The organism is Tritonibacter scottomollicae (genome assembly GCF_003003215.1).
GTDB lineage: Bacteria > Pseudomonadota > Alphaproteobacteria > Rhodobacterales > Rhodobacteraceae > Epibacterium > Epibacterium scottomollicae.
Genome location: NZ_PVUF01000003.1, coordinates 237,247 through 259,418, shown reverse-complemented (window position 1 = coordinate 259,418; position 22,172 = coordinate 237,247). Strand labels below are relative to the sequence as shown.

21 protein-coding genes are annotated in these 22,172 nt (G+C 62.9%); 13 read left to right on the top strand and 8 right to left on the bottom strand.

What is annotated here, in order from left to right; translation table 11 throughout:
• The first annotated feature begins 133 nt into the window (after nt 1-133).
• Nucleotides 134-1,309 carry an aspartate aminotransferase family protein gene (locus CLV89_RS07220; RefSeq protein ID WP_106163117.1) on the top strand — a complete coding sequence of 392 codons (1,176 nt, stop codon included), beginning with the start codon at nt 134-136 and terminating at the stop codon, nt 1,307-1,309.
• Nucleotides 1,310-1,388: 79 nt separating this feature from the next.
• On the top strand, nt 1,389-2,315 hold the full coding sequence (gene argF, locus CLV89_RS07215) for an ornithine carbamoyltransferase (RefSeq protein ID WP_106162961.1): 927 nt from the start codon (nt 1,389-1,391) through the stop codon (nt 2,313-2,315).
• Nucleotides 2,316-2,735: 420 nt separating this feature from the next.
• On the opposite strand, the gene CLV89_RS07210 is transcribed toward argF, so the two are convergent.
• The 3 genes from CLV89_RS07210 to hrpB form a co-directional block, all read right to left on the bottom strand.
• Nucleotides 2,736-4,229, bottom strand: a complete 1,494-nt coding sequence (locus tag CLV89_RS07210) for an inorganic phosphate transporter (RefSeq protein WP_106162960.1) — start codon at nt 4,227-4,229, stop codon at nt 2,736-2,738.
• A 115-nt stretch (nt 4,230-4,344) separates the two neighbouring features.
• Nucleotides 4,345-4,803 carry an NUDIX hydrolase gene (locus CLV89_RS07205; RefSeq protein WP_106162959.1) on the bottom strand — a complete coding sequence of 153 codons (459 nt, stop codon included), beginning with the start codon at nt 4,801-4,803 and terminating at the stop codon, nt 4,345-4,347.
• 164 nt (nt 4,804-4,967) lie between these two features.
• Nucleotides 4,968-7,472, bottom strand: a complete 2,505-nt coding sequence (hrpB, locus tag CLV89_RS07200; protein ID WP_106162958.1) for an ATP-dependent helicase HrpB — start codon at nt 7,470-7,472, stop codon at nt 4,968-4,970.
• A 310-nt stretch (nt 7,473-7,782) separates the two neighbouring features.
• Between hrpB and meaB the strand changes: the two genes are divergently transcribed.
• The 4 genes from meaB to CLV89_RS07180 all read left to right on the top strand — a co-directional run bounded on the left by meaB (nt 7,783) and on the right by CLV89_RS07180 (nt 10,506).
• The gene (gene meaB / locus CLV89_RS07195; RefSeq protein WP_106163116.1) at nt 7,783-8,766 is read left to right on the top strand and encodes a methylmalonyl Co-A mutase-associated GTPase MeaB; all 984 of its coding nucleotides are present in this window, start codon (nt 7,783-7,785) and stop codon (nt 8,764-8,766) included.
• A gap of 318 nt (nt 8,767-9,084) precedes the next feature.
• The gene (rpmB, locus tag CLV89_RS07190; protein ID WP_106162957.1) at nt 9,085-9,375 is read left to right on the top strand and encodes a 50S ribosomal protein L28; all 291 of its coding nucleotides are present in this window, start codon (nt 9,085-9,087) and stop codon (nt 9,373-9,375) included.
• A gap of 178 nt (nt 9,376-9,553) precedes the next feature.
• Nucleotides 9,554-9,898 carry a hypothetical protein gene (locus CLV89_RS07185; RefSeq protein WP_106162956.1) on the top strand — a complete coding sequence of 115 codons (345 nt, stop codon included), beginning with the start codon at nt 9,554-9,556 and terminating at the stop codon, nt 9,896-9,898.
• A gap of 77 nt (nt 9,899-9,975) precedes the next feature.
• Entirely contained in the window at nt 9,976-10,506 is a 531-nt protein-coding gene (locus CLV89_RS07180) for a copper chaperone PCu(A)C (protein WP_106162955.1), read from the top strand.
• Between the two features lie 109 nt (nt 10,507-10,615).
• On the opposite strand, the gene CLV89_RS07175 is transcribed toward CLV89_RS07180, so the two are convergent.
• Nucleotides 10,616-11,308, bottom strand: coding sequence for an NAD-dependent deacylase (locus tag CLV89_RS07175; protein WP_106162954.1), 693 nt, complete (start codon nt 11,306-11,308; stop codon nt 10,616-10,618).
• Nucleotides 11,309-11,420: 112 nt separating this feature from the next.
• On the opposite strand from CLV89_RS07175, the gene CLV89_RS07170 reads away from it, so the two are divergent.
• Nucleotides 11,421-11,870 (top strand): low molecular weight protein-tyrosine-phosphatase, encoded by a 450-nt coding sequence (locus CLV89_RS07170; RefSeq protein WP_106163115.1) that lies wholly within the window; start codon nt 11,421-11,423, stop codon nt 11,868-11,870.
• A 4-nt stretch (nt 11,871-11,874) separates the two neighbouring features.
• Here CLV89_RS07170 and CLV89_RS07165 read toward each other — a convergent pair whose 3' ends face one another.
• Complete coding sequence (locus CLV89_RS07165; RefSeq protein WP_106162953.1) at nt 11,875-12,840, bottom strand: LysR family transcriptional regulator; 966 nt, start codon at nt 12,838-12,840, stop codon at nt 11,875-11,877.
• A gap of 257 nt (nt 12,841-13,097) precedes the next feature.
• Entirely contained in the window at nt 13,098-13,409 is a 312-nt protein-coding gene (locus CLV89_RS07160; RefSeq protein ID WP_106162952.1) for a hypothetical protein, read from the bottom strand.
• A gap of 212 nt (nt 13,410-13,621) precedes the next feature.
• Here CLV89_RS07160 and lepA point away from each other — a divergent pair, with 212 nt between their 5' ends.
• Nucleotides 13,622-15,421 (top strand): translation elongation factor 4, encoded by a 1,800-nt coding sequence (gene lepA / locus CLV89_RS07155; protein ID WP_106162951.1) that lies wholly within the window; start codon nt 13,622-13,624, stop codon nt 15,419-15,421.
• Between the two features lie 222 nt (nt 15,422-15,643).
• Entirely contained in the window at nt 15,644-15,826 is a 183-nt protein-coding gene (locus CLV89_RS07150; protein ID WP_106162950.1) for a CTP synthetase, read from the top strand.
• A 7-nt stretch (nt 15,827-15,833) separates the two neighbouring features.
• Here CLV89_RS07150 and CLV89_RS07145 read toward each other — a convergent pair whose 3' ends face one another.
• Entirely contained in the window at nt 15,834-15,971 is a 138-nt protein-coding gene (locus CLV89_RS07145; protein ID WP_106162949.1) for an entericidin A/B family lipoprotein, read from the bottom strand.
• Between the two features lie 327 nt (nt 15,972-16,298).
• Between CLV89_RS07145 and CLV89_RS07140 the strand changes: the two genes are divergently transcribed.
• From CLV89_RS07140 to CLV89_RS07125, 4 genes are all read left to right on the top strand, one after another.
• On the top strand, nt 16,299-16,577 hold the full coding sequence (locus tag CLV89_RS07140) for a TraR/DksA family transcriptional regulator (RefSeq protein ID WP_106162948.1): 279 nt from the start codon (nt 16,299-16,301) through the stop codon (nt 16,575-16,577).
• A gap of 321 nt (nt 16,578-16,898) precedes the next feature.
• Nucleotides 16,899-17,552, top strand: a complete 654-nt coding sequence (locus CLV89_RS07135; RefSeq protein ID WP_106162947.1) for a protein-L-isoaspartate O-methyltransferase family protein — start codon at nt 16,899-16,901, stop codon at nt 17,550-17,552.
• 143 nt (nt 17,553-17,695) lie between these two features.
• A complete protein-coding gene (locus CLV89_RS07130) occupies nt 17,696-19,117 on the top strand; it encodes a TolC family outer membrane protein (protein WP_106162946.1) in 1,422 nt (473 codons plus the stop codon).
• A gap of 76 nt (nt 19,118-19,193) precedes the next feature.
• Nucleotides 19,194-20,441 (top strand): hypothetical protein, encoded by a 1,248-nt coding sequence (locus CLV89_RS07125; RefSeq protein WP_106162945.1) that lies wholly within the window; start codon nt 19,194-19,196, stop codon nt 20,439-20,441.
• Nucleotides 20,442-20,513: 72 nt separating this feature from the next.
• Here the strand turns inward: CLV89_RS07125 and CLV89_RS07120 are convergent, their stop codons facing one another.
• Nucleotides 20,514-21,980, bottom strand: coding sequence for a cobyric acid synthase (locus CLV89_RS07120; protein WP_106162944.1), 1,467 nt, complete (start codon nt 21,978-21,980; stop codon nt 20,514-20,516).
• Nucleotides 21,981-22,172 lie beyond the last annotated feature (192 nt).

Sequence of the window (22,172 nt, the reverse complement as noted above, 5' to 3'; positions counted from 1 at the left end):
CGCGCCTCGCTTGTTCATCAAGAGGGCGCGACCTTCTCAAACCCAGACCGGACCAGTTATTGACCGTCGCCCCGTGGTGGGGCACTGATTTGGTCCTGATCCCTGTTAGACCGCACTGCAAAGGATGATCCAGATGATCGCTTCCGTTCTTCCGACCTATAATCGGGCGCCCCTGACCTTCGTCAAAGGCGAAGGCTCCTGGCTGATCGAGGCGGATGGTCGACGCTTCCTGGACCTCGGCTCGGGGATCGCGGTGAACGCGCTGGGCCATGCGCATCCGTCGCTGGTGGACGCGCTGACAAGCCAGGCACAAAGCCTGTGGCATGTCTCCAACCTCTACGAGATCCCGCAGCAGCAGGCGCTGGCGGACAAGCTGGTGGCGGAAACCTTTGCCGATACGGTGTTCTTCACCAATTCCGGCACCGAGGCCTGCGAGCTGGCGGTGAAGATGGCGCGCAAGTATCATTTCGAGCAGGGCCACCCGGAAAAGGTGGAAATCATCACCTTCGAGGGGTCTTTCCACGGTCGCTCGTCCGCCGGCATCGCGGCGGCGGGATCGGAAAAGATGACCAAGGGCTTCGGCCCGCTGCTGCCGGGATTTGTGCATCTGCCCTGGGGCGACGCCGAAGCCGTCGAGGCCGCCATTGATGAGACGACTGCGGCAGTTCTGGTGGAGCCGGTGCAGGGCGAGGGCGGCATCCGCCCGATGCCCGATCAGGAGCTGAAGGACCTGCGCGCGCTCTGTGATGAACACGGCATCCTGCTGATCCTCGACGAGGTGCAATGCGGGGTGGGCCGCACTGGCAAGCTGTTTGCCCATGAATGGGCGGGCATCACCCCGGACATCATGATGGTGGCCAAGGGCATCGGCGGCGGCTTCCCGCTGGGCGCGGTGCTGGCAACCGAAACGGCCGCCTCCGGCATGACGGCGGGCACCCATGGCTCCACCTATGGCGGCAACCCGCTGGGCTGCGCGGTGGGCTGCGCGGTGATGGATCACGTGGCGGCGCCGGAGTTCCTGGCCGAGGTGAACCGCAAGGCGGGCCTCATGCGCCAGAAGCTCGAAGGGCTGGTTGCCTCGCACCCGGAGGTGTTCGAGGAGGTACGCGGCTCCGGCCTGATGCTGGGGCTGAAATGCAGGGCGGTGAACGCCGATGTGGTCAAGGCAGGCTATGCCGCCGAGGTCATCACGGTGCCCGCCGCCGACAATGTGATCCGCCTGCTGCCCGCGCTGACCATCACCGATGCGGATATCGAGGAGGCCGTCTCGCGTCTCGATGCGGCCGCCACGGCGGTCGAGGCTGCCTGACCTTCATCTTTTCCCAAATATCTCAGGGTGCGGGGACTGGTCCCCGCGTTTCCTCCGGCACAACAAAGCGATACATCTCATGAACCATTTCCTCGACATCCATAAGACCTCTCCCGACGACCTGCGCCAGATCATCGATCAGGCCGCGCAGATGAAGTCCGCCCGCGCCGGTCGCCCCAAGGGCACCCCCGACGACGACCAGCCGCTTGCGGGGCGCATGGTGGCGCTGATCTTCGAGAAACCCTCGACCCGGACCCGGGTGTCGTTCGACGTTGGCGTGCGCCAGATGGGCGGTGAGACCATGGTGCTGTCCGGCAAGGATATGCAGTTGGGGCACGGCGAGACCATCGCCGACACCGCGCGGGTGCTGTCGCGCTACGTCGATCTGATCATGATCCGCACCTTTGACGAGACGGTGCTGACCGAGATGGCGGAATATTCCGATGTGCCGGTGATCAACGGGCTGACAGATCGCACCCACCCCTGCCAGATCATGGCCGATATCCAGACCTACGAGGAGCATCGCGGCCCAATCAAGGGCAAGAAGGTGGTCTGGACCGGGGATGGCAACAATGTCTGCGCCTCCTTCCTGCATGCGGCGGGGCAGTTTGGCTTCGACCTGACGTTCACCGGCCCGTCGCAACTGGACCCGGAGGAGGAATTCATCGGTCTGGCGCGCCAGGCGGGCTCCACCATCACCATTGAACGCGACGCGGCCAAGGCCGTGGCGGGTGCCGATCTGGTGGTGGCGGACACCTGGGTGTCGATGCATGACAGCCAGTCCTCCAAGGAGCGGCGCCACAACATGCTTCGGCCGTATCAGGTCAATGATGCGCTGATGGCGCACGCCAAGCCGGACGCATTGTTCATGCATTGCCTGCCGGCGCACCGCGAGGAAGAGGTGACCTCTGCGGTGATGGACGGGCCGCAATCGGTGATCTTCGACGAGGCCGAAAATCGCCTGCACGCACAGAAGGCCGTGATGCGCTGGTGTCTCGACGTCTGATCCGCCGGCATTGATGAGGCCGCGGCGGGGAGGCTCCCGCCCGTTGCACCTGCATTGACATGCAGATCCGCCCGTTGGGCGTAGCGCCGGGCCTTTGGCCCGGCGCGGTGCATTTGCGCAGGCGGTTCACATCTGGTCTGGTCGGGATGGCTCGGTCAGGGTCAACTGATGATTGCAAATGACGCTGAAACATTGATGCGTGATCTTGATGCGCCTTGCCTGAAGGTGAGGGCACGGCGCGACGTCAGCGGGTTACTATGGGGGCGATGCCTGCCGGAACCAGCACAGCTCTGCCCGGTCGCCGCTGAGTTGTCATCGTCGGCGCTGTCGGAGGAGAAGGCGCCAGCAGACCACAGGAAACCGGGCCGACGGGACCACCTAAGGTCGCGGCAAGGGACATGCGATAGATCACCGCGCGGCTCAGCCTGCAAAGAAACGCAGCACCGTAAACACAAGCGCCGATACCATGGCAGAGAGCGGCACCGTGATCAGCCAGGCCGCCAGAATGGTCAACACATGGCTGCGCCGCACCAGGCGTCGGCGGCTGCGATCTTCGCGCGGCAGACCGGGGCGGTTTGATTTCCCGCCCGCCCGCCGGGTCTGGGCGGCCGCATATTCGCGATAAAAACCGACACCAAAGACCGCGCCGACCGCCACATGTGTGGAGGAGACCGGCAGGCCAAGCCAGCTTGCGACGATGACCGTCAGGGCGGCGGAGGTGGAGACGCAATAGGCGCGGATGGGATTGAGCTTGGTGATCTGCGTGCCGACCATGTTGATCAGGCGCGGCCCAAATAGCAGCACTCCCATTGCCATGCCGAGTGCGCCGATGATCAGCACCCAGAACGGAACGCTGATCGGGGCAAAGGCGTCGATTTCGGCAGGGTGGGTGCCAATGCTCTCCTGGCCCATGACCTGAACAATGCTGGCCAGCGGGCTGATTGCATTGGCCACGTCATTGGCACCATGAGCAAAGGACATCAGCACCGCTGCGATGACCAATGGCAGGCGGAACAAGGCCTTGATGGCGCCCTTCTGGTGTTCAAGCTGAGCGGCGCGGTAGCGGATGACTGGACGGGCGATCATGAAAGAAAGCCCGCCTGCAAGTGCCCCAACGCCGAGAGCCTGCTCAGGTGTGACGGTGGCGATGGTGTCCGGTAGTTTCAGCGCGAAGAAGGTGCCAAAGGCCCCGCCCATGCCCGCCAGAAGAACTGGCACCCAGCGCCGTGCAGCGGCCATCTTGTCGTCCCGGCGGCTGATCAGACGCTGGATCAAGGCCAGCAGCGCCATTGCCAGCGCAGCGCCGATCAGCGGGGACAGCATCCAGCTGGTGGCGATGCTGCTGAAGGTCAGCCAGTCGACTGCTGCGACGCCCGCAGCGGCGCAGGTGGCGCCCAGAATGGCACCGATGATGCTCTGGGTGGTGGAAACAGGGGCAGACAGCCAGGTTGCGAGATTGACCCAGAGCGCCGATGCGATCATCGCCGACATCATTGCCAGAACCACCACTTGGGGGCTGTTCATTGCGGTGGGGTCGATCAGGCGGCGTGATACGGTGTTGACCACCTCGCTGCCGCCAAGCAACGCGCCGGAGACCTCTGCCAGTGCGGCGGCGATCAGCGCGGCGGTCATTGGAAGCGCCTTGGCGCCCACCGCCGGGCCCATGTTGTTGGCCACATCGTTGGCGCCGATGTTGAGCGCCAGATAAGCGCCAAACACCGCCGCCACCATGGCCATGATGGTGGTGGGCGACGTACCCATGACCAGCGCAGCTTCAAGCCCGGCAAAGGCCATGAAAGCAAGCGCCAGCCCCAGCCCCAGCAGCGGACGCACCACATAGCCTGTCGCGCGCTCCGTCTGATTGAGACGGGCAAGGTCCTTGTCCAGGGATCTCCAGTCGGGGCCGGTGGTCATGTCGCCTCCTCAGGATGCGCCGCGCAAGCCGGGCCGGTCGGTGGAGTGCCGACGTTCAGGCCCAGTGCGATGGCAGTCGTTTTGGCGGGGAGATGTGACACGCGGATCAAGAGGATCAAAAAACGCTCAATAAATCGCGCAACTGCGGCTCATTCACGAGTTCCGCGGCCTCGGACGGTGTCATCCAGCGGCGGCTGCGTTCATGTGCCTCGGGAAAGTCATCGCACAGCTCTTCAACCTCCAGTGCATAGACCAGGGTTTCCAGCGGTTCGACCGCGCCGCTGTCGAGACGCTTGTCATATTCATAGCGCCCAAGCGGGGTGTCATCAAAGCGCCCCTTGCGCACGCCGGCCTCTTCCCAGGCTTCCTCCGCTGCGCTTTCGGCGCTGGATTTTCCTGCCATTGGCCAGCCCTTGGGCAGCACCCAACGTCCGGTGTCGCGGCTGGTGATCATCAGCACTTCGCGCTCGTCGCCCGTCTGGCGATAACACAGCGCGGCCACTTGCAGTCGGCGCGGGCGCGACAGCATGGGGCGCAGTGTCTGGAACCAGAGGTTGTGCAGGGAAATTTGCATCGGGGTGATAAACAGTCCGGCGTGACCGGGTGTCCTTGAAGGTGAACGGATGTGATTGACCGATGGTGAGTATGCAAATTCGGCTGATAGTGCAACGGTTTTATGACACCGCAGGCCGGGGGTGCCGCGCCTGCATGATACGAATTGGTGCAAATTTTGCGATCTCAGCGCCGGGGGCGGGCGCGCAGGGTGGCCTCGGCCTGGGTCGGGTCTTCGGGCCAGGGGTGTTTGGGGTATTGCGCGCGCATGTCCTTGCGCACATCGGCATAAGAGCCGGACCAGAACCCCGGCAGATCACGGGTGATCTGGATCGGGCGGCGGGCGGGGGACAGCAGCGTGACCTTGAGCGGCACGCCCGCCACGGTGGGGTGTCGTGTGACGCCGAACATTTCCTGCAGCCGCACCTCGATGCCCGGCACCTCACCGGCGTAGTCGATGGGGACCTTGCGCCCCAGCGGGGTGATGAAGCTGCCCGGCACCTCGCGGTCCAGAAGCTGGGTCTGATCCCAGGTCAGTGCCGCGCGCAGGGCGGGCAGCGCGTCAAAGCCCTTCCAGTCGCTGTCGTTGCGGACAGCGCCGAGCATGGGCAGCAGCCAATCGTCGAGGCTCGCCATCAGCCCGGCGTCGGAGAAATCCGGCAGGTCATGTCCTTCGGCGCGCAGCAGTTCCACGCGGGTGGCCAGCCGCGTGGCCGCCGGGGAGAGGCGCAACCCGAGATCGCGCACCCCGTCGAGCATGGCAGTGGCCACGGCCTCGGGCGGCACATCTTTCCAAATGCGGTCCTCCAGCACCAGCGCGCCAAAGCGTTCCTGCCTGCGCGCCACCACGCGACGATCCCGTTTGGACCAGCTGCAGACATCCTGCCATGTGATCTGGTCGGCAAATAATCCGCGGATCTCGGGCAGGGTGATCTGGGCCGCCAGCCGTACCTTTGCCTCGCGCGGGTTGCCGTCGCTGTCGGTCACCACCAGATAGGGGGCGGAGGCCAGCGGGTCGGAATTTTCCAGCACCGCGCCCTTGCCCCCGGCCAGCACGTAGCGCGCGTCATCGCCCTTGCGCCGCTGTGCCACCCGGTCGGGGTAGGCCAGCGCGGCCATGGCGGCGGGGGAGAGGGGCTCGGATGTGAGGGATGCGGCGGGTCCGCCCTTGGCGCTGGCGGCCCTGTCGCTCTGCCCGCCGCGCCGCGTGCGCAGGCGCTTGGCCTCAGCGGTGATGGCCTGGAGGGCGGGGGTCTTGACCTGATAGGGGCGGCGGTCACGAAAGCGGCGCAGATCGCGCAGGGCCTCCAGGCGCAGGGCCAGATCCACTGGTGCGCCGCGCAGCGGGTCGCGGTCGGCCATCAACGCCGCGAGCAGGGCACTGTCGGGGCCGGCCACCGCGAGCATATGCGCCAGACGCGGATGAAGCGGCAGACGCGCCAGCGCGCGGCCATGGTCGGTGATGCGCATTTGCGCGTCCAGCGCGCCCAGCATCTGCAGTAACGCGCGGGCCTCCGCCAGGCTGCCCGCGGGGGGCTGGGTCAGCAAGGGCAGATCATCGGGTTCTGCGCCCCAAAGCGCCAGTTCCAGCGCCAGTCCGGTGAGGTCGGCCGCCTCGATCTCTGCCGGGGGATAGGCCATCAACGCGCCTTCTTCGCCCTTGGCCCAGAGCCGATAGCAGGTGCCCTCGGCGACCCGTCCTGCGCGGCCCTGTCTTTGCGTGGCCTCGGCGCGGGTCACACGTTCGGTCACCAGCCGCGACATGCCTGCACCGGGATCGAACCGCGCGCGCCGGGCCTGTCCCATGTCCACCACCACGCGGATGTCCTCGATGGTGAGTGAGGTCTCGGCAATGGAGGTCGCAAGCACCACCTTGCGGCCTTCGGATGCGGGGGCAATGGCGGCGCGTTGCTCGGCAAAGGGCAGGGCGCCGAACAGCGGGCGGATGTGGCAATCGCCGGGCAGGCGGCGCTCCAGCGCGCTGGCGGCGCGGCGGATTTCGCCCTCGCCGGGCAGGAACACCAGAAGGCCGCCACCACCACCACCGCTGTTGCGGGTCTCGGCCTCGGCGCGGGTCACGAGGTCCACCAGCGCGTCCAGTCTACGCGCCCGGGCGGGCAGCGGACTGTCGAGCCAGCGTGTCTCCACCGGGTAGCTGCGCCCTTGGGACGTCACCACCGGCGCTTCCATCAGCGCGGCCACCGGACCGGCATCGAGGGTGGCGGACATCGCCAGCAGCATCAGATCGTCGCGCAGGGCGCCCGCGACCTCGAGGCAGAAGGCGAGGCCCAGGTCGCCGTTGAGCGAGCGTTCGTGAAACTCGTCGAAGATCACCGCGCCGATGCCCGGCAGGTCCGGGTCCGATTGCAGCATCCGGGTCAGGATGCCTTCGGTCACCACCTCGATGCGGGTCGCCTTGGAGGTCTTGGCCTCGCCGCGCACCCGGTAACCGACGGTCTGGCCGGTGCTTTCGCCCAAGGTTGCGGCCATGCGCTCGGCGGCGGTGCGGGCGGCGAGGCGGCGCGGCTCCAGCATCAGGATGCGACCCTCGGTCAGCTTCGCCTCCAGCATCGCCAGCGGCACCTTGGTGGTCTTGCCCGCACCCGGTGGCGCCTGCAGCACGGCGCGGCCGCTCCGGCGCAGGGCAGAGATCAGGTCGGGCAGCGCGTCATCGATGGGGAGCCGTGTCATGGCGGCGCTTATCGCCAATCGCAGGCGCGAGGTCCAGACAGTGTAACGCCGTCCCTCAACGGGATCGCATCATGAACGGAGCCGATCAGCGCCTTGTCCAGTCCAAAGCCGCGTGTTCGGTGGTCGCGGAGCACCCAGGCAGAGCACCGAGTCGGGTCCACGGGCTGCGAGGGAAGGCGTTGGTGCCGGTACAGCGGCGTCATTTCTGGCAGACTGTCGGCTGGGTTTTCTATGGATTTTGCGGCGGGCGCCACTGGACAAGCGCGTCTTGCCTGCGTCATCAATGCGCGGTGAGGACAAGAGGCGCGCCATGGACATCGCACAGCTGAGTGACAGGATCTTGAACGCGGACCGGCGGGCGCTGGCCCGGGCGATCACGCTGGTCGAAAGCGCGCGGGCGGACCATCGCGCTCAAGCCGACGAACTGCTGTCATCGCTCACCACAAGCGGCCGTCAGGCCTTGCGCATAGGGATGTCGGGAACGCCGGGGGTTGGCAAATCCACCTTCATCGAAACCTTCGGCATGATGTTGGTCGGGAAGGGGCTGCGCGTGGCGGTGCTGGCGGTAGACCCAAGCTCTGCGCGCTCTGGTGGCTCCATCCTTGGCGACAAGACCCGGATGGAGCGGTTGAGCCGCGAACCTGCAGCCTTCATCCGCCCCAGCCCGAGCCAGACTCATCTGGGCGGCGTTGCCCGCCGCACCCGCGACGCGGTCGCCCTGTGCGAGGCAGCGGGCTATGACGTGGTGCTGATCGAGACCGTGGGGGTGGGACAATCTGAAACCGTGGTCTCCGAGCTGTCGGATCTGTTCATGCTGTTGCTTGCCCCTGCCGGCGGGGACGAACTGCAGGGGGTGAAGCGCGGCATCATGGAGATCGCGGACATGATTCTCGTGAACAAGGCCGATGGCGATCTGAAATCCACCGCGACCCGCACCTGTGCCGACTATGCCGGGGCATTGCGGTTGCTGCGCAAGCGTCCTCAGGACCCGGAAGGGTTTCCCAAGGCGCTGACGGTCTCTGCGGTTGAGGCGACAGGGCTTGATACCGCTTGGGCAGAGATCCAGGCCCTGGCTGAGTGGCGGCGGCAAAGCGGTCACTGGGATCGCAACCGGGCGGCGCAGGCGCAATACTGGTTCGCCGAGGAGGTGCGTCAGGCGCTGTCGGCGCGGCTCGACACGCCCTGGGCCAAATCCCGCATGACCGAACTCTCCGCCGAGGTGGCCGAAGGGGCGCAAACACCGCAGGCCGCAGCGCGGGATTTGCTGACCGGGCTTGGTGTGGCCAATCGCTGACGACTCGGGCGTGGGCAGGTCGGGTATAACCGGGGGGCTGCCTGCCGCGATCAGGCGCATCGCCCGACCTCAGGGCTTGTCTGATCCGGTGAAAATTGTACAAGGCCGCCAGCGCTGATGGGAAGGGTGCAGGAATGTCGGTCGGACTGCCACAAAAGCGTCGCATATGGCTTGACCATCCCGGTGATTCCTCCTAAACGCATGCAACCAGTTTTCGGGCGCAGCCAATGGCAGCGCCCTTGTAATTTGGCGACTGACTTCACACGGCCGGGCAGGCCACACAGAGGTCGGGACGCCGCAGATACGAAGGATAACACCATGTCGCGCCGTTGCGAACTGACCGGAAAAGGCCCGATGACTGGCAACAATGTCAGCCACGCCAACAACAAAACCAAGCGTCGCTTTCTGCCGAACCTGAACGACGTCACCCTGCAGTCCGAGATCCTCGGTCGTGGTGTGAAGCTGCGCATCTCCGCAGCGGCTCTGCGTTCTGTCGATCACCGCGGTGGTCTGGACGCCTTCCTTGCAAAGGCGAAGGACGTTGAACTGTCCGACACTGCGCTGAAGGTCAAGAAAGAGATTGCAAAGGCACAAGCTGCTCAGGCCTGATTGGTCTGACGCGTCCTTGTGATCCTGCCCAGAATTTTAAAGACCGTCGTGTGTTTGCACGGCGGTCTTTGCGTGTGTGATTGCCTCAGACCCGCGCTGGGCGCGCAGGCGCGACTCTTTGCCCGTTACATGCGCTTGAGGCTTGAGGCAGGGCGGGCTTCCTGAGATATCTAACGCAATGAAACGGCTCAGACAGTATATTGCCCTGCTGCTTGCTGCAGCCCTGCTGATGACCGGCCATAGTGCCGCCGCCAGCCGGTTTGCGCGTGATGCAACGGGACAGGTGATCCTGTGCACCGGCAGCGGGCCGGTGAGCGTCTATGTCGATGAAAATGGCGAACCGACAGGCGCGCCGCATATTTGCCCAGATTGCATCACCCATCTCCTTGATCTGGTTCAGGATCCTTCTGCGCTGACGGCGCCGCATGCGACCGCGCGGCGGGCCGCTCCGGTTGCGCCGCGCGCGCAATGCGACGTCGGAACTGCTCCCGTTGCCCGGGCGCGCGCACCGCCGCTGGTCTGATCTGAAGCACCTCTCACACTCAGATCGGCCGCGCCGAAGGCATCCGGCCAACACCCAGTTTTCAAAGGAGACACGAGATGTCTTTCAAATCCCTCACCCTATCGGCTGCCCTTTCGACCGTAGCGACCCTTGCCCTCGCGGGCGCCGCCTCTGCACATATGATTATCGAGGACGCCTATGCGCGCGCCTCGAACAAGATGGCGGGCGCCGCATTTATGGAGATCATCAATCACAGTGATGTCGATGACCGGCTGGTTGATGTGCGGTCCGACGTGGCCAAGCGCGTGCAGCTGCACACTCATAGTGAAGACGAAAATGGCGTCATGAAGATGATGCATGTGGAGGAAGGCTTTGCCATTTCGGCTGGCGAGACCCATCAGCTGAAACGTGGTGGCGACCATGTGATGTTCATGGGGCTGACCCGCGAGCTGAAGGACGGTGATTCCGTCAACGTCACGCTTGTGTTCGAGAGCGCCGGTGAAGTCACCGTCGAGATCCCGGTCGATATGGCGCGTCAGTCCAAGGCTGGCCACGGCAGCCATGAGGGCCACGCAGACCACGCCGATCATGACGGCCATTCTGATCATGGCGACGGCGAGTCCAACTAAGAGACAGGCCATCGCCGCGGGTTTGATCTCGTTGCCATCTTGCAAAGCCCCGGCCCCTGCGCCGGGGCTTTCTGCATCCGGCAGGCGGTGTCAGGCAGGCTGAGCTGAGTCAGGCGGGGTCAGGCAGAAGGCGCGCGACCCACTGCGGCACCACCTCCGACGCGGGGCCATAGTGATGCTGTGTGAAGGCGGCGCTGATCTCTGAGGGTTCCAGGTTCAGCTCTATCGTCTCTGCGCCCTGCATCCTGGCCTCCTGCACGAAGGAGGCCGCCGGGTAGACCTGTCCCGACGTGCCGATGGAGACAAATATATCGGCCTCTTCCAGGTGGGTCAGGATCTCGTCCATGTGATAGGGCAGCTCGCCGAACCAGACCACATCGGGCCGTGCGCGCGCCACAGGCGGGGCAGGCGGTGTCAGGCGACATTTCCGGCGGTGCGTCCATCGGTGCTCACAATTGGCGCAGAGCGCGCCTGAGAGTGTCCCGTGCATGTGCAGAACCCGATGAGCGCCGGCAGCCTCATGCAGGCCGTCCACATTCTGGGTCATGATCACTACGTCACCGGGCCAGTCGCGCTCCAGTCGCGCCAATGCGGCGTGGGCGGCATTGGGGACCGCTTGCGCAGCCTGCTGGCGGCGCGCGGAGTAGAAGCGATGGACCAGGTCGGGGTCGCGTGAAAACCCGTCCGGGGAGGCGACATCTTCGATCTTGTGCAGCGACCAAAGCCCGCCTTTATCACGAAAGGTGCCGAGCCCACTTTCGGCGGAAATACCTGCACCGGTCAGGATCACGATTTTTGTCATCGGTACTGTGTCCTTCTGCTGGTCCGTGCTTGGCCTGTCGGAGTATGATTTGACACGGAGATTGCGCCGGGTAAATCCTCGCATTCCATCATTTCTGATCGAAAGGGGCTATCTGATGAAACGCATCCTGTTTGTCTGCCTCGGCAATATTTGCCGTTCTCCCGCAGCAGAGGCTTTGGTTCGGGATAAATGCCCGGAAATCGAAACCGACAGTGCCGGAACATCGGATTTTCACACAGGGGCTCCGCCATATGGCCCAATGCAGGCCGCAGCGAAAAAACGTTCTATTAATATGTCGGACTTGCGGGCGCGGAAATTCACATCCGAGGATTTTTTGAAATTCGATTTCATCATCGTTATGGATGGCGAAAACCAGCGCAATGTCGAAGACCTGCGACCGAGTGGAAACACCACGCCTGTGGAGTTATTCGCCCCGATGGCACCGGGGCACGTGGCGCAGGATGTGCCGGATCCGTATTACACCCGCGATTTTGACGGCTGTCTGGATTTGCTGGAGGCCGCGGCGACGGGCCTCCAGCGCAGGATCTTGGGGGCGGGCTAAAGGCTCAGGCGTCGATCACGCGCATCTGGCCAGCGAGCCAGGGCAGCCGGTTGACCGCCGGGGTGATCATCTGGCTCTGAACCAGGCGGCGCACGGTATCTGCAACCTCGAGCGGCACCGTATCGGGCCAGTCCGACTGCGAGAAGAGCGAGATCCGACGCGAAAATCCGGCGAAGGGCAGGGCGAAGGCGTCGATGTCATCGTGAAAGCGCACCGCTCGCATGTATCCAAGCGGTGTAGTGATCGCCCAGCCAATGCGGCGGGCCACCATCGCCATCAGCGCCAGGTGAGAGCCGATCTCGAAGCGGTCCTCGAACTCCAGCTTGCTGCGGGTCAGATGCGACTCGATCTGCTGAGAGATCAGCTGATCGCGCGCGTAGCGCAGCAGAGGGAGGTGGTTCAATTGGCTGCCAATGTCTTCTGGCGCGGTGACTGCACCGCGCGGTGCCACAAGGATGAAAGGATCCTCGACCAGGGGGTATTCGGTCACGCCACTGCGCAGCTCTCCGGTCGATGCGGCGATGCCGATGTGCAGGTCCTTGGCTTCCATCGCTCGATAAATATCATGGCTGGAGGACGTCACCATCTTGAACCGGCATTGGGTCAGGCTGTCGGCCAGAATGGTGGCCAGACGCGGCGTGAGGTCATTGTCGAAATCATCGATCAACCCCAGCGACAGGGCCGGCAGATGCGAAAGATCCATGACGGTCAATTCACTCTGTGCCAGTCGCAGTTCGCTGAGGACGGCCTGGGTTCGGGACAGGAAACTGCGGCCTGCTGATGTTAAAACCATAGGTCTGCGCCCATGGTCCACCAAATCGGAACTCAGCGCTTTTTCAAGATTGCGAAGCTGCTGGCTCACAGCTGGCTGGCTCAGTCCGGTAATTTCAGCCGCCTGCGCGACTGAACCCGACTTTGCCAGTGCTTCAAAAACCTCTAGCCCCCGAAGTGTGACGCCTTTCATCAGCATGTAAAAGCTCCAAAAAGTTCAATCTCTCTCAAACTCCATCACGCGATACTTCTGCCGGGGGGAGCGTCCGAACACTGCACAGCACAGGATTTTCCCGCACATGAAACAATATGCAATGGTTCTATTTTTATTTTATTAGTTTGGGAAGAGAAAAAGTTATCAAAAGTGATGATTTGCAAAGGGATTCAGTTTTTTCAAAACTATTTCGTTAACACCCGAGAGGGAATTAACCATTTCCATGTTACGGGCCGGATGATTTAGCCGCAAATCCGTTCCGCATCGCTGCCAAAGGTCTTGTATCGCTTCCAGAGCCGCTCATCGCTTCGGCTGGAGGATTGACGAACCTCCTGAGCGCGGTGCGGGTCGGCAAACCATTTTGCGACGGTGCGCTGCTCGGAGCGGGTCAGGCGCAATTCCGCGACCTTCTGGATGCAGCCGCACAGCGACGCTTGTGCGGCGCCTCGGTCGGAGCTGCGGCAGGCGCGTTCGATGGTCCCGGCGTCGGCAGTTGGGACCGTGGCCAGAGTGGAGGATATGCAGAGGCAAGCGGCTAGGGCGAGGCGAAACACGATGTTTGATCTCCGGTTTTGCGCAGTTTGGAAAGGGATGAGAACTGAGTGTTTATTTCACATTTCATCCAGACGGATCAATGGGGCAAGGAGGCCCGGACGTCGGGAAGTCGCAGAAGCGGCAACACGTCGCACAGGGACTGCCGGTTGCGCGCGGTGCGACGCATGATCCATCTTGACCAAAGGCAAAATCCCAATCATATGCGCTTGTCATGACAGAGCTCTCCAAAATCCGCAACTTCTCCATCGTCGCCCATATCGACCACGGGAAGTCCACGCTTGCTGACCGCCTCATCCAATCGACGGGGACGGTGCAGGATCGTGACATGAAAGAGCAGCTGCTCGACGCCATGGACATCGAACGCGAACGGGGCATCACGATCAAAGCCAACACCGTCCGCATTGACTATGTGGCAGATGACGGCGAGCACTACGTGTTGAACCTGATCGACACTCCGGGTCACGTCGACTTTGCCTATGAGGTCTCCCGCTCCATGCGCGCGGTTGAAGGCTCGCTCCTGGTGGTCGACAGCACGCAGGGGGTCGAAGCGCAGACGCTGGCCAATGTTTATCAGGCGATCGACGCAGATCACGAAATCGTCCCGGTGTTGAACAAGATCGACCTGCCGGCCGCCGATTGTGCGCGTGTGGCGGAGCAGATCGAGGATGTGATCGGCATTGACGCCACGGATGCCATTCAGGTCTCCGCCAAGACCGGCATCGGCATTAAAGAAACGCTGGAAGCCATCGTGACGCGTCTGCCTGCGCCCACAGGCACCCGCGACGCGCCGCTGAAGGCCATGCTGGTCGACAGCTGGTATGATGCTTATCTGGGTGTGATCGTGCTGGTGCGGATCATGGATGGTGTCCTGAAGAAGGGCGATCAGATCAAGATGATGCAGACCGGTGCGCGCTATGGCGTCGAGCGGATCGGCGTATTCCGTCCGCCCATGCAGGTTGTGGACGAATTGGGCCCCGGCGAGATCGGCTTTATCACGGCCTCGATCAAACAGGTGCGCGACACCAAGGTCGGCGACACCATCACCCACGAGAAGAAGGGCTCCGAGACGGCATTGCCGGGCTTTAAGCCTTCTGTGCCGGTGGTGTTCTGTGGTCTGTTCCCGGTCGATAGCTCGGAATTTGAGGATCTGCGCAACGCGATCGAGAAGCTGGCGCTGAACGACGCCTCTTTCTCTTATGAAATGGAAACCTCTGCCGCACTTGGGTTCGGTTTCCGCTGCGGCTTCTTGGGGCTGTTGCACCTTGAGGTGATCCGCGACCGGATCGAACGCGAATACAACATCGAACTGATCACCACGGCACCGTCCGTTGTGTATCACGTCTATGCCAAGGACGGGGAGATGCAGGAGCTGCACAATCCCGCCGACATGCCCGACCTGTCCACCATCGACCACCTGGAAGAGCCACGCATCAAGGCGACCATTCTGGTGCCCGACGACTTTCTCGGCGATGTGCTGAAGCTTTGCCAGGACCGTCGCGGTATTCAGCTGGATCTGTCCTATGCGGGCTCTCGGGCCATGGTGGTGTATGACCTGCCGCTGAACGAGGTGGTGTTTGACTTCTATGACCGTCTGAAATCGGTGACCAAGGGCTATGCGTCCTTCGACTACCAGATGATCGGTTATCGCACCGACAACCTGGTCAAGATGTCGGTGCTGGTGAATGACGAACCGGTGGATGCGCTTTCGACGATGGTGCACCGCGACCGGGCCGAGCAGCGGGGCCGGGCCATGTGCGAGAAGCTCAAGGATCTGATCCCGCGTCACATGTTCAAGATCCCGATCCAGGCTGCCATCGGCGGCAAGGTGATCGCGCGCGAAACCCTGTCGGCTCTGCGCAAGGACGTCACCGCGAAATGCTACGGCGGCGATGCCAGCCGGAAGCGCAAGCTGCTGGACAAGCAGAAAGCGGGTAAGAAGAAGATGCGTCAGTTCGGTCGCGTTGAAATCCCGCAAGAGGCCTTCATCTCGGCCCTCAAGATGGACGACTGAGCGCGTCTAACACCATGGATGAGCAGAAAAGCGGGGCGTTTGCTCCGCTTTTTTTATGACAAGGCGTCTGGTGTGCGAGGGGTGTATTGAGCGCGCGTCCAAGGCGCCGCGTCAAATGGGGGCGAGCCGGATTGAAGCGCAGGTCGTGACCTGACTTAGATCAATGCAAAGAGGTTCAAGGCCGCGTTAGACAGGGCCAAAGTTCAATACATGAGGTTCGACATGCTTCGCTTGGCCCTGATCTTGCACATTTTCATTGGCTCGACACTGGCAGGGAGCGCCGTGATTGCCGCGCTGGTGACCGGATACTCGACGCTCTGGTCGATATTGATCGCCGCGCTGGCGGGGTTCATTGCCGCAGTGCCGGTCAGTGCCATCATTGCCCGCAAACTCTACGGCGGTTGAGCTGCGATCAGATCGAGTTCTGGACGTTCCGAGCCGTATTGGAAATCGTCTGCCCGGCTTTCTGCAGATCACGGCCTGCGCCTTTGGTCGTTTCACAGGCAGCAAGGCCGAGGATCATGAGGCCGAATAGGAACATGCGAATCATGGGCAAAATCTCTCCATGCATGCGCGGTTCACGAGAGAGAACCGCTTCTGAAGGTTCAAAAATCTCCGATCCCGGCGCAAATGGCAAGGAGATTGAAGTTGCGGCCCGATCCTGCGCTGGTGTCCGGCGTGTGCGCAGACGATTTGGTGATGTTTTTTCGCCCTATGGTTGTGTGATTGTTGTACAGTATCGTGGTGTGTGGACGTGCGATGCTGCCGACGCGTGGTGGCAAGATTTGGCCTGCTCGGGGCCTGATGTGCACAATGACACTTGTTTGTCGTGATGCGCGTTCCAAATCGAGGCGTAGCTGTTGCAGGAGGTGGCGCAATGGATTTCAAGGTTCAGAAGGAAAGTCTGGAAACTCGGTTGAGCGCTTTGTCGATGGGCATGCATGCAGGGATGGGCTTGTCTGCGCTGGCGAAGGTTGAGCGGCCAAGCGGTCGTTCTGTCAATAAAGGGAGCGGAGAAGTGGGGGCTATTCTCACCGCGCTCGACAGGTTGAACGCGGGTGAATACGGCTACTGCAGGATCTGTGGTGCGGACATTGCACCAGATCACCTGCACGCGCATCCGGAGACCCCGTTTTGCGAATCCTGCTCGGCCTGACCGCTGCGTTGCCGAAATGCGGCCCGAGCGCAGCCTGACGCTGGTCTGAAGTGTTGCCCCTTGGGCGCGTGGCTTTTTCGGTGACGCGCCCCTGGATGCGGCGGCTTCGCCTCAGAGAGTTTGGCGTGGAGCCATTACGGCCTGTAGATACCTCCGCTGCGCGGGGGTATTTTTTGCGCCGACTATAAATTCAGGCCGTGGAGGGCAGCTTGAGGGCAACAGGCGCGACCGTTCCCGTCGCATTGCACAAAAGGGGCCGTTGCCGCGCTCGCCGCGATGTGTCAGTACTCATGCAAATGCCTGAACATACGAGTTTAGCAGATGACTGATTTCGCCGACCGCCGCCGCATGATGGTAGACACTCAGATCCGCCCGGCGGATGTGACCAAATACCCGATCATTGAGGCCTTGCTTGCCATCCCGCGCGAGAATTTTGCCCCCGACGCCCAGGCCGAGGTCGCGTATGCCGACCAGAGCATTCCGCTGGGCGAGGGCCGCGTCATTCCCGAGCCTCGGACATTGGCCAAGATGCTCGATGCGCTTGATGTGCGCGAAGATGAGCTGGTGCTCGATGTGGGTTGCGGGCTCGGGTACTCGACTGCGGTCGTGGCGCGACTGGCGCAAATGGTGATCGGTGTCGAAGAAGATGAGGCACTTGCGTCGGAAGCGCAGGACCTGTTGAGCGACAGCAACGCCGACAATGCCATCGTTCACCAAGGCGCATTGGTCGACGGGGCTGGCGAACATGGCCCTTATGACGTGATGATCATCGAGGGCGGCGTTGAGGATATTCCTGCCGCATTGTTGGCGCAGGTCAAGGATGGCGGGCGCATTGCGGCTCTGTTCATGTCGGGGGCGCTTGGCGAGGTGAAGATCGGCTACAAAAGCGGCGATCAGATCTCGTGGCGGTTCGAATTCAATGCCGGTGCGCCGGTGTTGCCTGGCTTTGGCAAGACGGCAGAATTTGCGCTCTGACAAGTTTTGTCTGTTGTGCTATGATCTTTTTGTGCGGATCGAGGGTGCAGGCCCTTTTCAATTTAATGTGACATTCACATATGTTGAGCGCAATCAGACCGTAAACGGGTTTGAACGAACCCCAACAAAACCGAGGCGACAGCATGCAACGATTTGTAAACACAAAGAGGATCAGGGCTTTTGCTGCTATAGGCGTCCTGGCGACCGCTGCGGTCAGCGCACCGCAGGTCCGGGCCGACAATGTGACCGATGCGATGATCGGCGCCTATACCAGCAGTGGCCTGCTCGAACAGAACCGCGCCTTGCTGCGCGTCGCTGACGAAGGGGTCGCGGCCACCGTCGCTCGGCTGCGGCCAGTGATCAGCACAGCGCTGTCGATTTCCCGTGACTATAACCGCACCGGACTTGGGTCGCTGGGCGCAAGCTCCGACCATCGGACCGGCGCTGCGTTGAGCTTGAGCATGAACTGGCTGTTGTTCGACAACGGCGCCTCACGTCTTGATACCGCCGCCGCGCAAGAGACGGTTCTGGCCACACGCCAGACGCTGTTGGATGTCGAGCAGCAAGTGCTTTTCTCGGCGGTGCAGGCCTATGTGAACGTCTTGACCCAGCAGGACATCGTGTCCCTGCGCAGCAACAACTTGCGTCTCCTGCAGGAAGAACTGCGGGCGGCCAATGACCGGTTCGAAGTGGGTGAGGTGACGCGGACGGACGTGGCCCTGGCGGAGAGCCAGGTGGCCGAGGCCCGCGCCAATCTTACCGATGCCAGGGGTGATCTGCTGACGGCCCGTGCCACCTACGAGGAGGTCGTGGGCCGCGCTCCCGGAACGGTCACATCCTACCCGCCACTGCCGCGCCGCGCGTCCAGCCTTCAGACCGCGCAAGCGCTTGCGCTGCGCAGCCACCCAAGCCTGCGTGCCCAGCAGCATGCGGTCAAGGCGGCGCAGCTGACCGCTGACAGTTCCCTGCGGGACATGGGTCCGACCGTGAACCTGTCCGCATCCGCCTCCCATGGCGAAGTGCGCGGCAACGACACACGGACCGACAACTTTGATATCGGCGTGTCGCTGAACCAGACAATTTATGCGGGCGGGTCCCTTGCGGCCGCGCGTCGTGCAGATCTGGCACGTCTGGATGCGGAGCGGGGGGCGTTGATCTCCACCCAGCGCAGCATTTCCAGCAACACCGCCAGCGCTTACACGGCGTTTGAGACGGCTGCTGCAAGTCTTGTGTCCTCGAACGAACGGGTGCGGGCCGCGCAGGTGGCCTTCAACGGTGTCCGCGAAGAGGCAACGCTGGGGTCGCGCACCACGCTTGATGTGCTGCAGGCCGAGCAAGAGCTGCTGGATGCGCAGACCGCGCGTTTGTCGGCCCGTGCAACGCAGGCGCTTGCCGCGTATGACCTGCTGCAGTCTCAGGGCCTGTTGACGGCGGAGAACCTGAACCTTGCGGTGGAACGCTATGACCCTGAGATCTACTACAATCAGGTACGGTCCGCGCCGGCATTCGTGACCAAGCGCGGTCAGGATCTGGACCGGGTGCTCAAGGCTCTTGGAAAGAACTGATCGTCTGACGTTGCTGTTGTGTGATGGGCGCAAGCTGGCTAGACTTGCCCCTAAGAGGTGATCTTGGCTCATAAAAATGTCTGAACCCGTTACGCACTCCGAAATCGAGGATGTATTGTCCTCCATCCGCCGTCTGGTCAGTGAGACCAATGGTCATGGGGACAGTGCATCGCCGACACGCAACGAAGGCAGGCCTGCAACCCGCCTGGTGCTGACACCTGCGCTGCGGGTTCCGGCCTCTGACCTGTCGGAGGATACACCGCAGGAAAGCCAGAGCGCGCCGACCTCTGAAAATGGGCGCGAGGGGCAACCCCAGCAAGATCACGATGCACGCGAGAAGGCGTCGGTTGTGGCGCCGTTCAAGCCCGATGCGACTGCGGCGGCGGAGGATTCATCCGCCCGCGCAGAGTCGGTGCGCCAGATTGCGAAGGTCAACCTGTCCACGCGGCGCGATCCTGTCACAGAGCAATCCCGTAATGAGGCCACACGCATATTGGCCTCAGTGGCAAAACCATTGCCGCAGGGTGATGCGGAGCTGTCGCCCTGCGAAGGGTCATCCGGGGCGGACAGGGATGAAGAAATTGCCGAAGCGCCTTTCGTCGCGGTGGAGGACACCGAGGAGATCGGAGCGGCGGATCCGATCCAGCTGAGACGGTCGACGAGCTCGCTTGAGGCAGCACTGCCTGCGGGAGGGCCCTCTGTGGAGGCCGGGGATGACGCACCCTGGCGCGATCCGGAGGCGAAACTGTTTGATAGCCTGGCCGATGCAGAAACAGGCACAGAGACCGGCGCAGAAACCAACACCGAGGCGCAGGTGACGGATGCGGTTCAGGATCCAGCACCCAAGGCGCAGGACACGCCGCGCGAGCAGAGCGCCCGTGTCGCGGCCGTCGTGCGTCGTATCGCGGAACTGGAAACCGCCGGTCGGAACACAGATGAGGCGGCTGCCGACCGTAATGGCACTGCTGTGCCCGACCTGAACGAAGACGATATCGAGGCGGTGCCGCACAGTGGCCCCTCGGTCGAGACCATTCAGTGGGAAGATCACCAGCAGGACGACGTCGCAGCCGACAGTTTTGTCTCCGCGCGGGAGCCTGCAGAGGATGAGATCGGTGCAGTGGCACGCGGCGCCACGGAAGAGGTCGCCATGGAGGCCTTGTCTTCTGCCGAGGACTTCCTTGACGAGGACGCGCTGCGCGCATTGGTGTCCGACATCGTACGAGAGGAGCTTCAGGGCCCCCTTGGCGAGCGCATCACCCGCAATGTGCGCAAGCTGGTGCGCCGCGAAATCCAGCGTGCACTCGCATCTCAAGAGCTGCTCTGACCTGTGAATGAACGCACTTGGACGTCGTGCAACGCACGGCGCCGGTCGCGGCAGGCCTGAGTTCTCAGTGCGTCAGCGCGTCAGGCCGGGAATGGGGTCTGCCAATTCCAGCAGGAGATCCACATTCATATATTCTTCGAGGTGCGCGGCCAGCGCATCCAGGGTATCTTCCACCCCGGCATCGTATCCGATGGATGAGCTATGACCGAGAGAACTCAGGAAGTGGGCTCGAAACGCATCCGATGTGAACAGGCCATGCAGATAGGACCCGCGCACGCGGCCATCTGTTGAGGCCGCGCCTTCGTCGCGACCCTGCACTGTCAGCCAGGCGCGCGCGCAGTCGGGGCCCGTTGTTCGGCCCATGTGGATCTCATAGCCGGAAACGGGCAGGGCGCCGTCGCGTGTCTGCGCGTCGCTCAGGGTGACGCGTTTGTCCCCGTCCATCACGGTATGCACATTCAGAAGCCCCAGCCCCTCCACCGTGCCCGGGGAGCCATCGACGCCATCCGGGTCATCGATGGTCTTGCCGAGCATCTGGTAGCCACCGCAAAGGCCCAGCACATGTCCACCGCGCCGGTGGTGGGCGAGGATGTCGATATCCCAGCCCTGCGCGCGCAGATAGGCGAGATCGCCGATGGTCGATTTGGAGCCGGGGATCAGCACCAGATCGGCGTCCCCCGGAAGCGCCCGTCCGGGTGGGACGATTTCAATGGTGACATCCGGCTCGGCGGCCAATGGGTCCAGATCGTCGAAATTGGCCATCCGCTCCAGCTGAGGCACCACGATCTTGCAGCCTCCGCCCGCGTGGGAGGCGATGTCCATCATGTCCTCGGCGGGTAGCTTCCAGGCGTCCCAGAACCACGGCACCACGCCGAGGGAGGGCCAGTCGGTCCAGCGGGAAATATCGTCGCGACCGCCGTCAAACAGGCTAAGGTCACCACGAAAGCGATTGACCGCAAAGCCTTTTATGCGGGCACGGTCGCCCGCATCGAGCACCGTATGAGTGCCGACAATCTGCGCAATCACGCCGCCACGATGGATGTCGCCCACCAGGACCACCGGCACCCCTGCGGCCTCTGCAAAGCCCATATTGGCGATATCGCCCTTGCGCAGATTGGTTTCTGCCGGTGAGCCGGCGCCCTCGATGAGAACAATGTCATGCTGGGCGGCAAGGCGATGAAAGCTCTCCAGCGCGGCCTCCAGCAAGCCTGTCTTGTCGCGCATGAAAGACCCCGCCGCACGGGTGCCGCGCCGCTTGCCCTGCACGATTACCTGCGCGCCGGTGTCGGTTTCCGGCTTCAACAGCACCGGGTTCATATCGGTATGCGGGGGCAGCCCCGCAGCACGGGCTTGCAAGGCTTGCGCCCGGCCAATCTCGCCTCCGTCAGAGGTGACGGCGGCATTGTTGGACATGTTCTGTGACTTGAATGGTGCAACCGACAGGCCCCGGCGACGCAACGCCCGTGCCAGACCTGCGACAAGCATCGACTTGCCCACATTGCTGCCGGTGCCCTGTATCATGATTGCCTTGGTGCCCATCGGGAGTCTCGCTTGCCAGATCTACTGGGGACAGTTGCACCGTCGCGGGCCGCTAGGTCAATCACGCAAGCGACGGATCAGGGATCGCGAGGGGCGTCAAACGGCCGGAGCAGGCTGTTCGCGTGATGCGCCACGTGTGTTTCGGCGAGGTTGCCGCGTGGCGCCCTTGGGCCACGTGATTGCGGTCCAAAA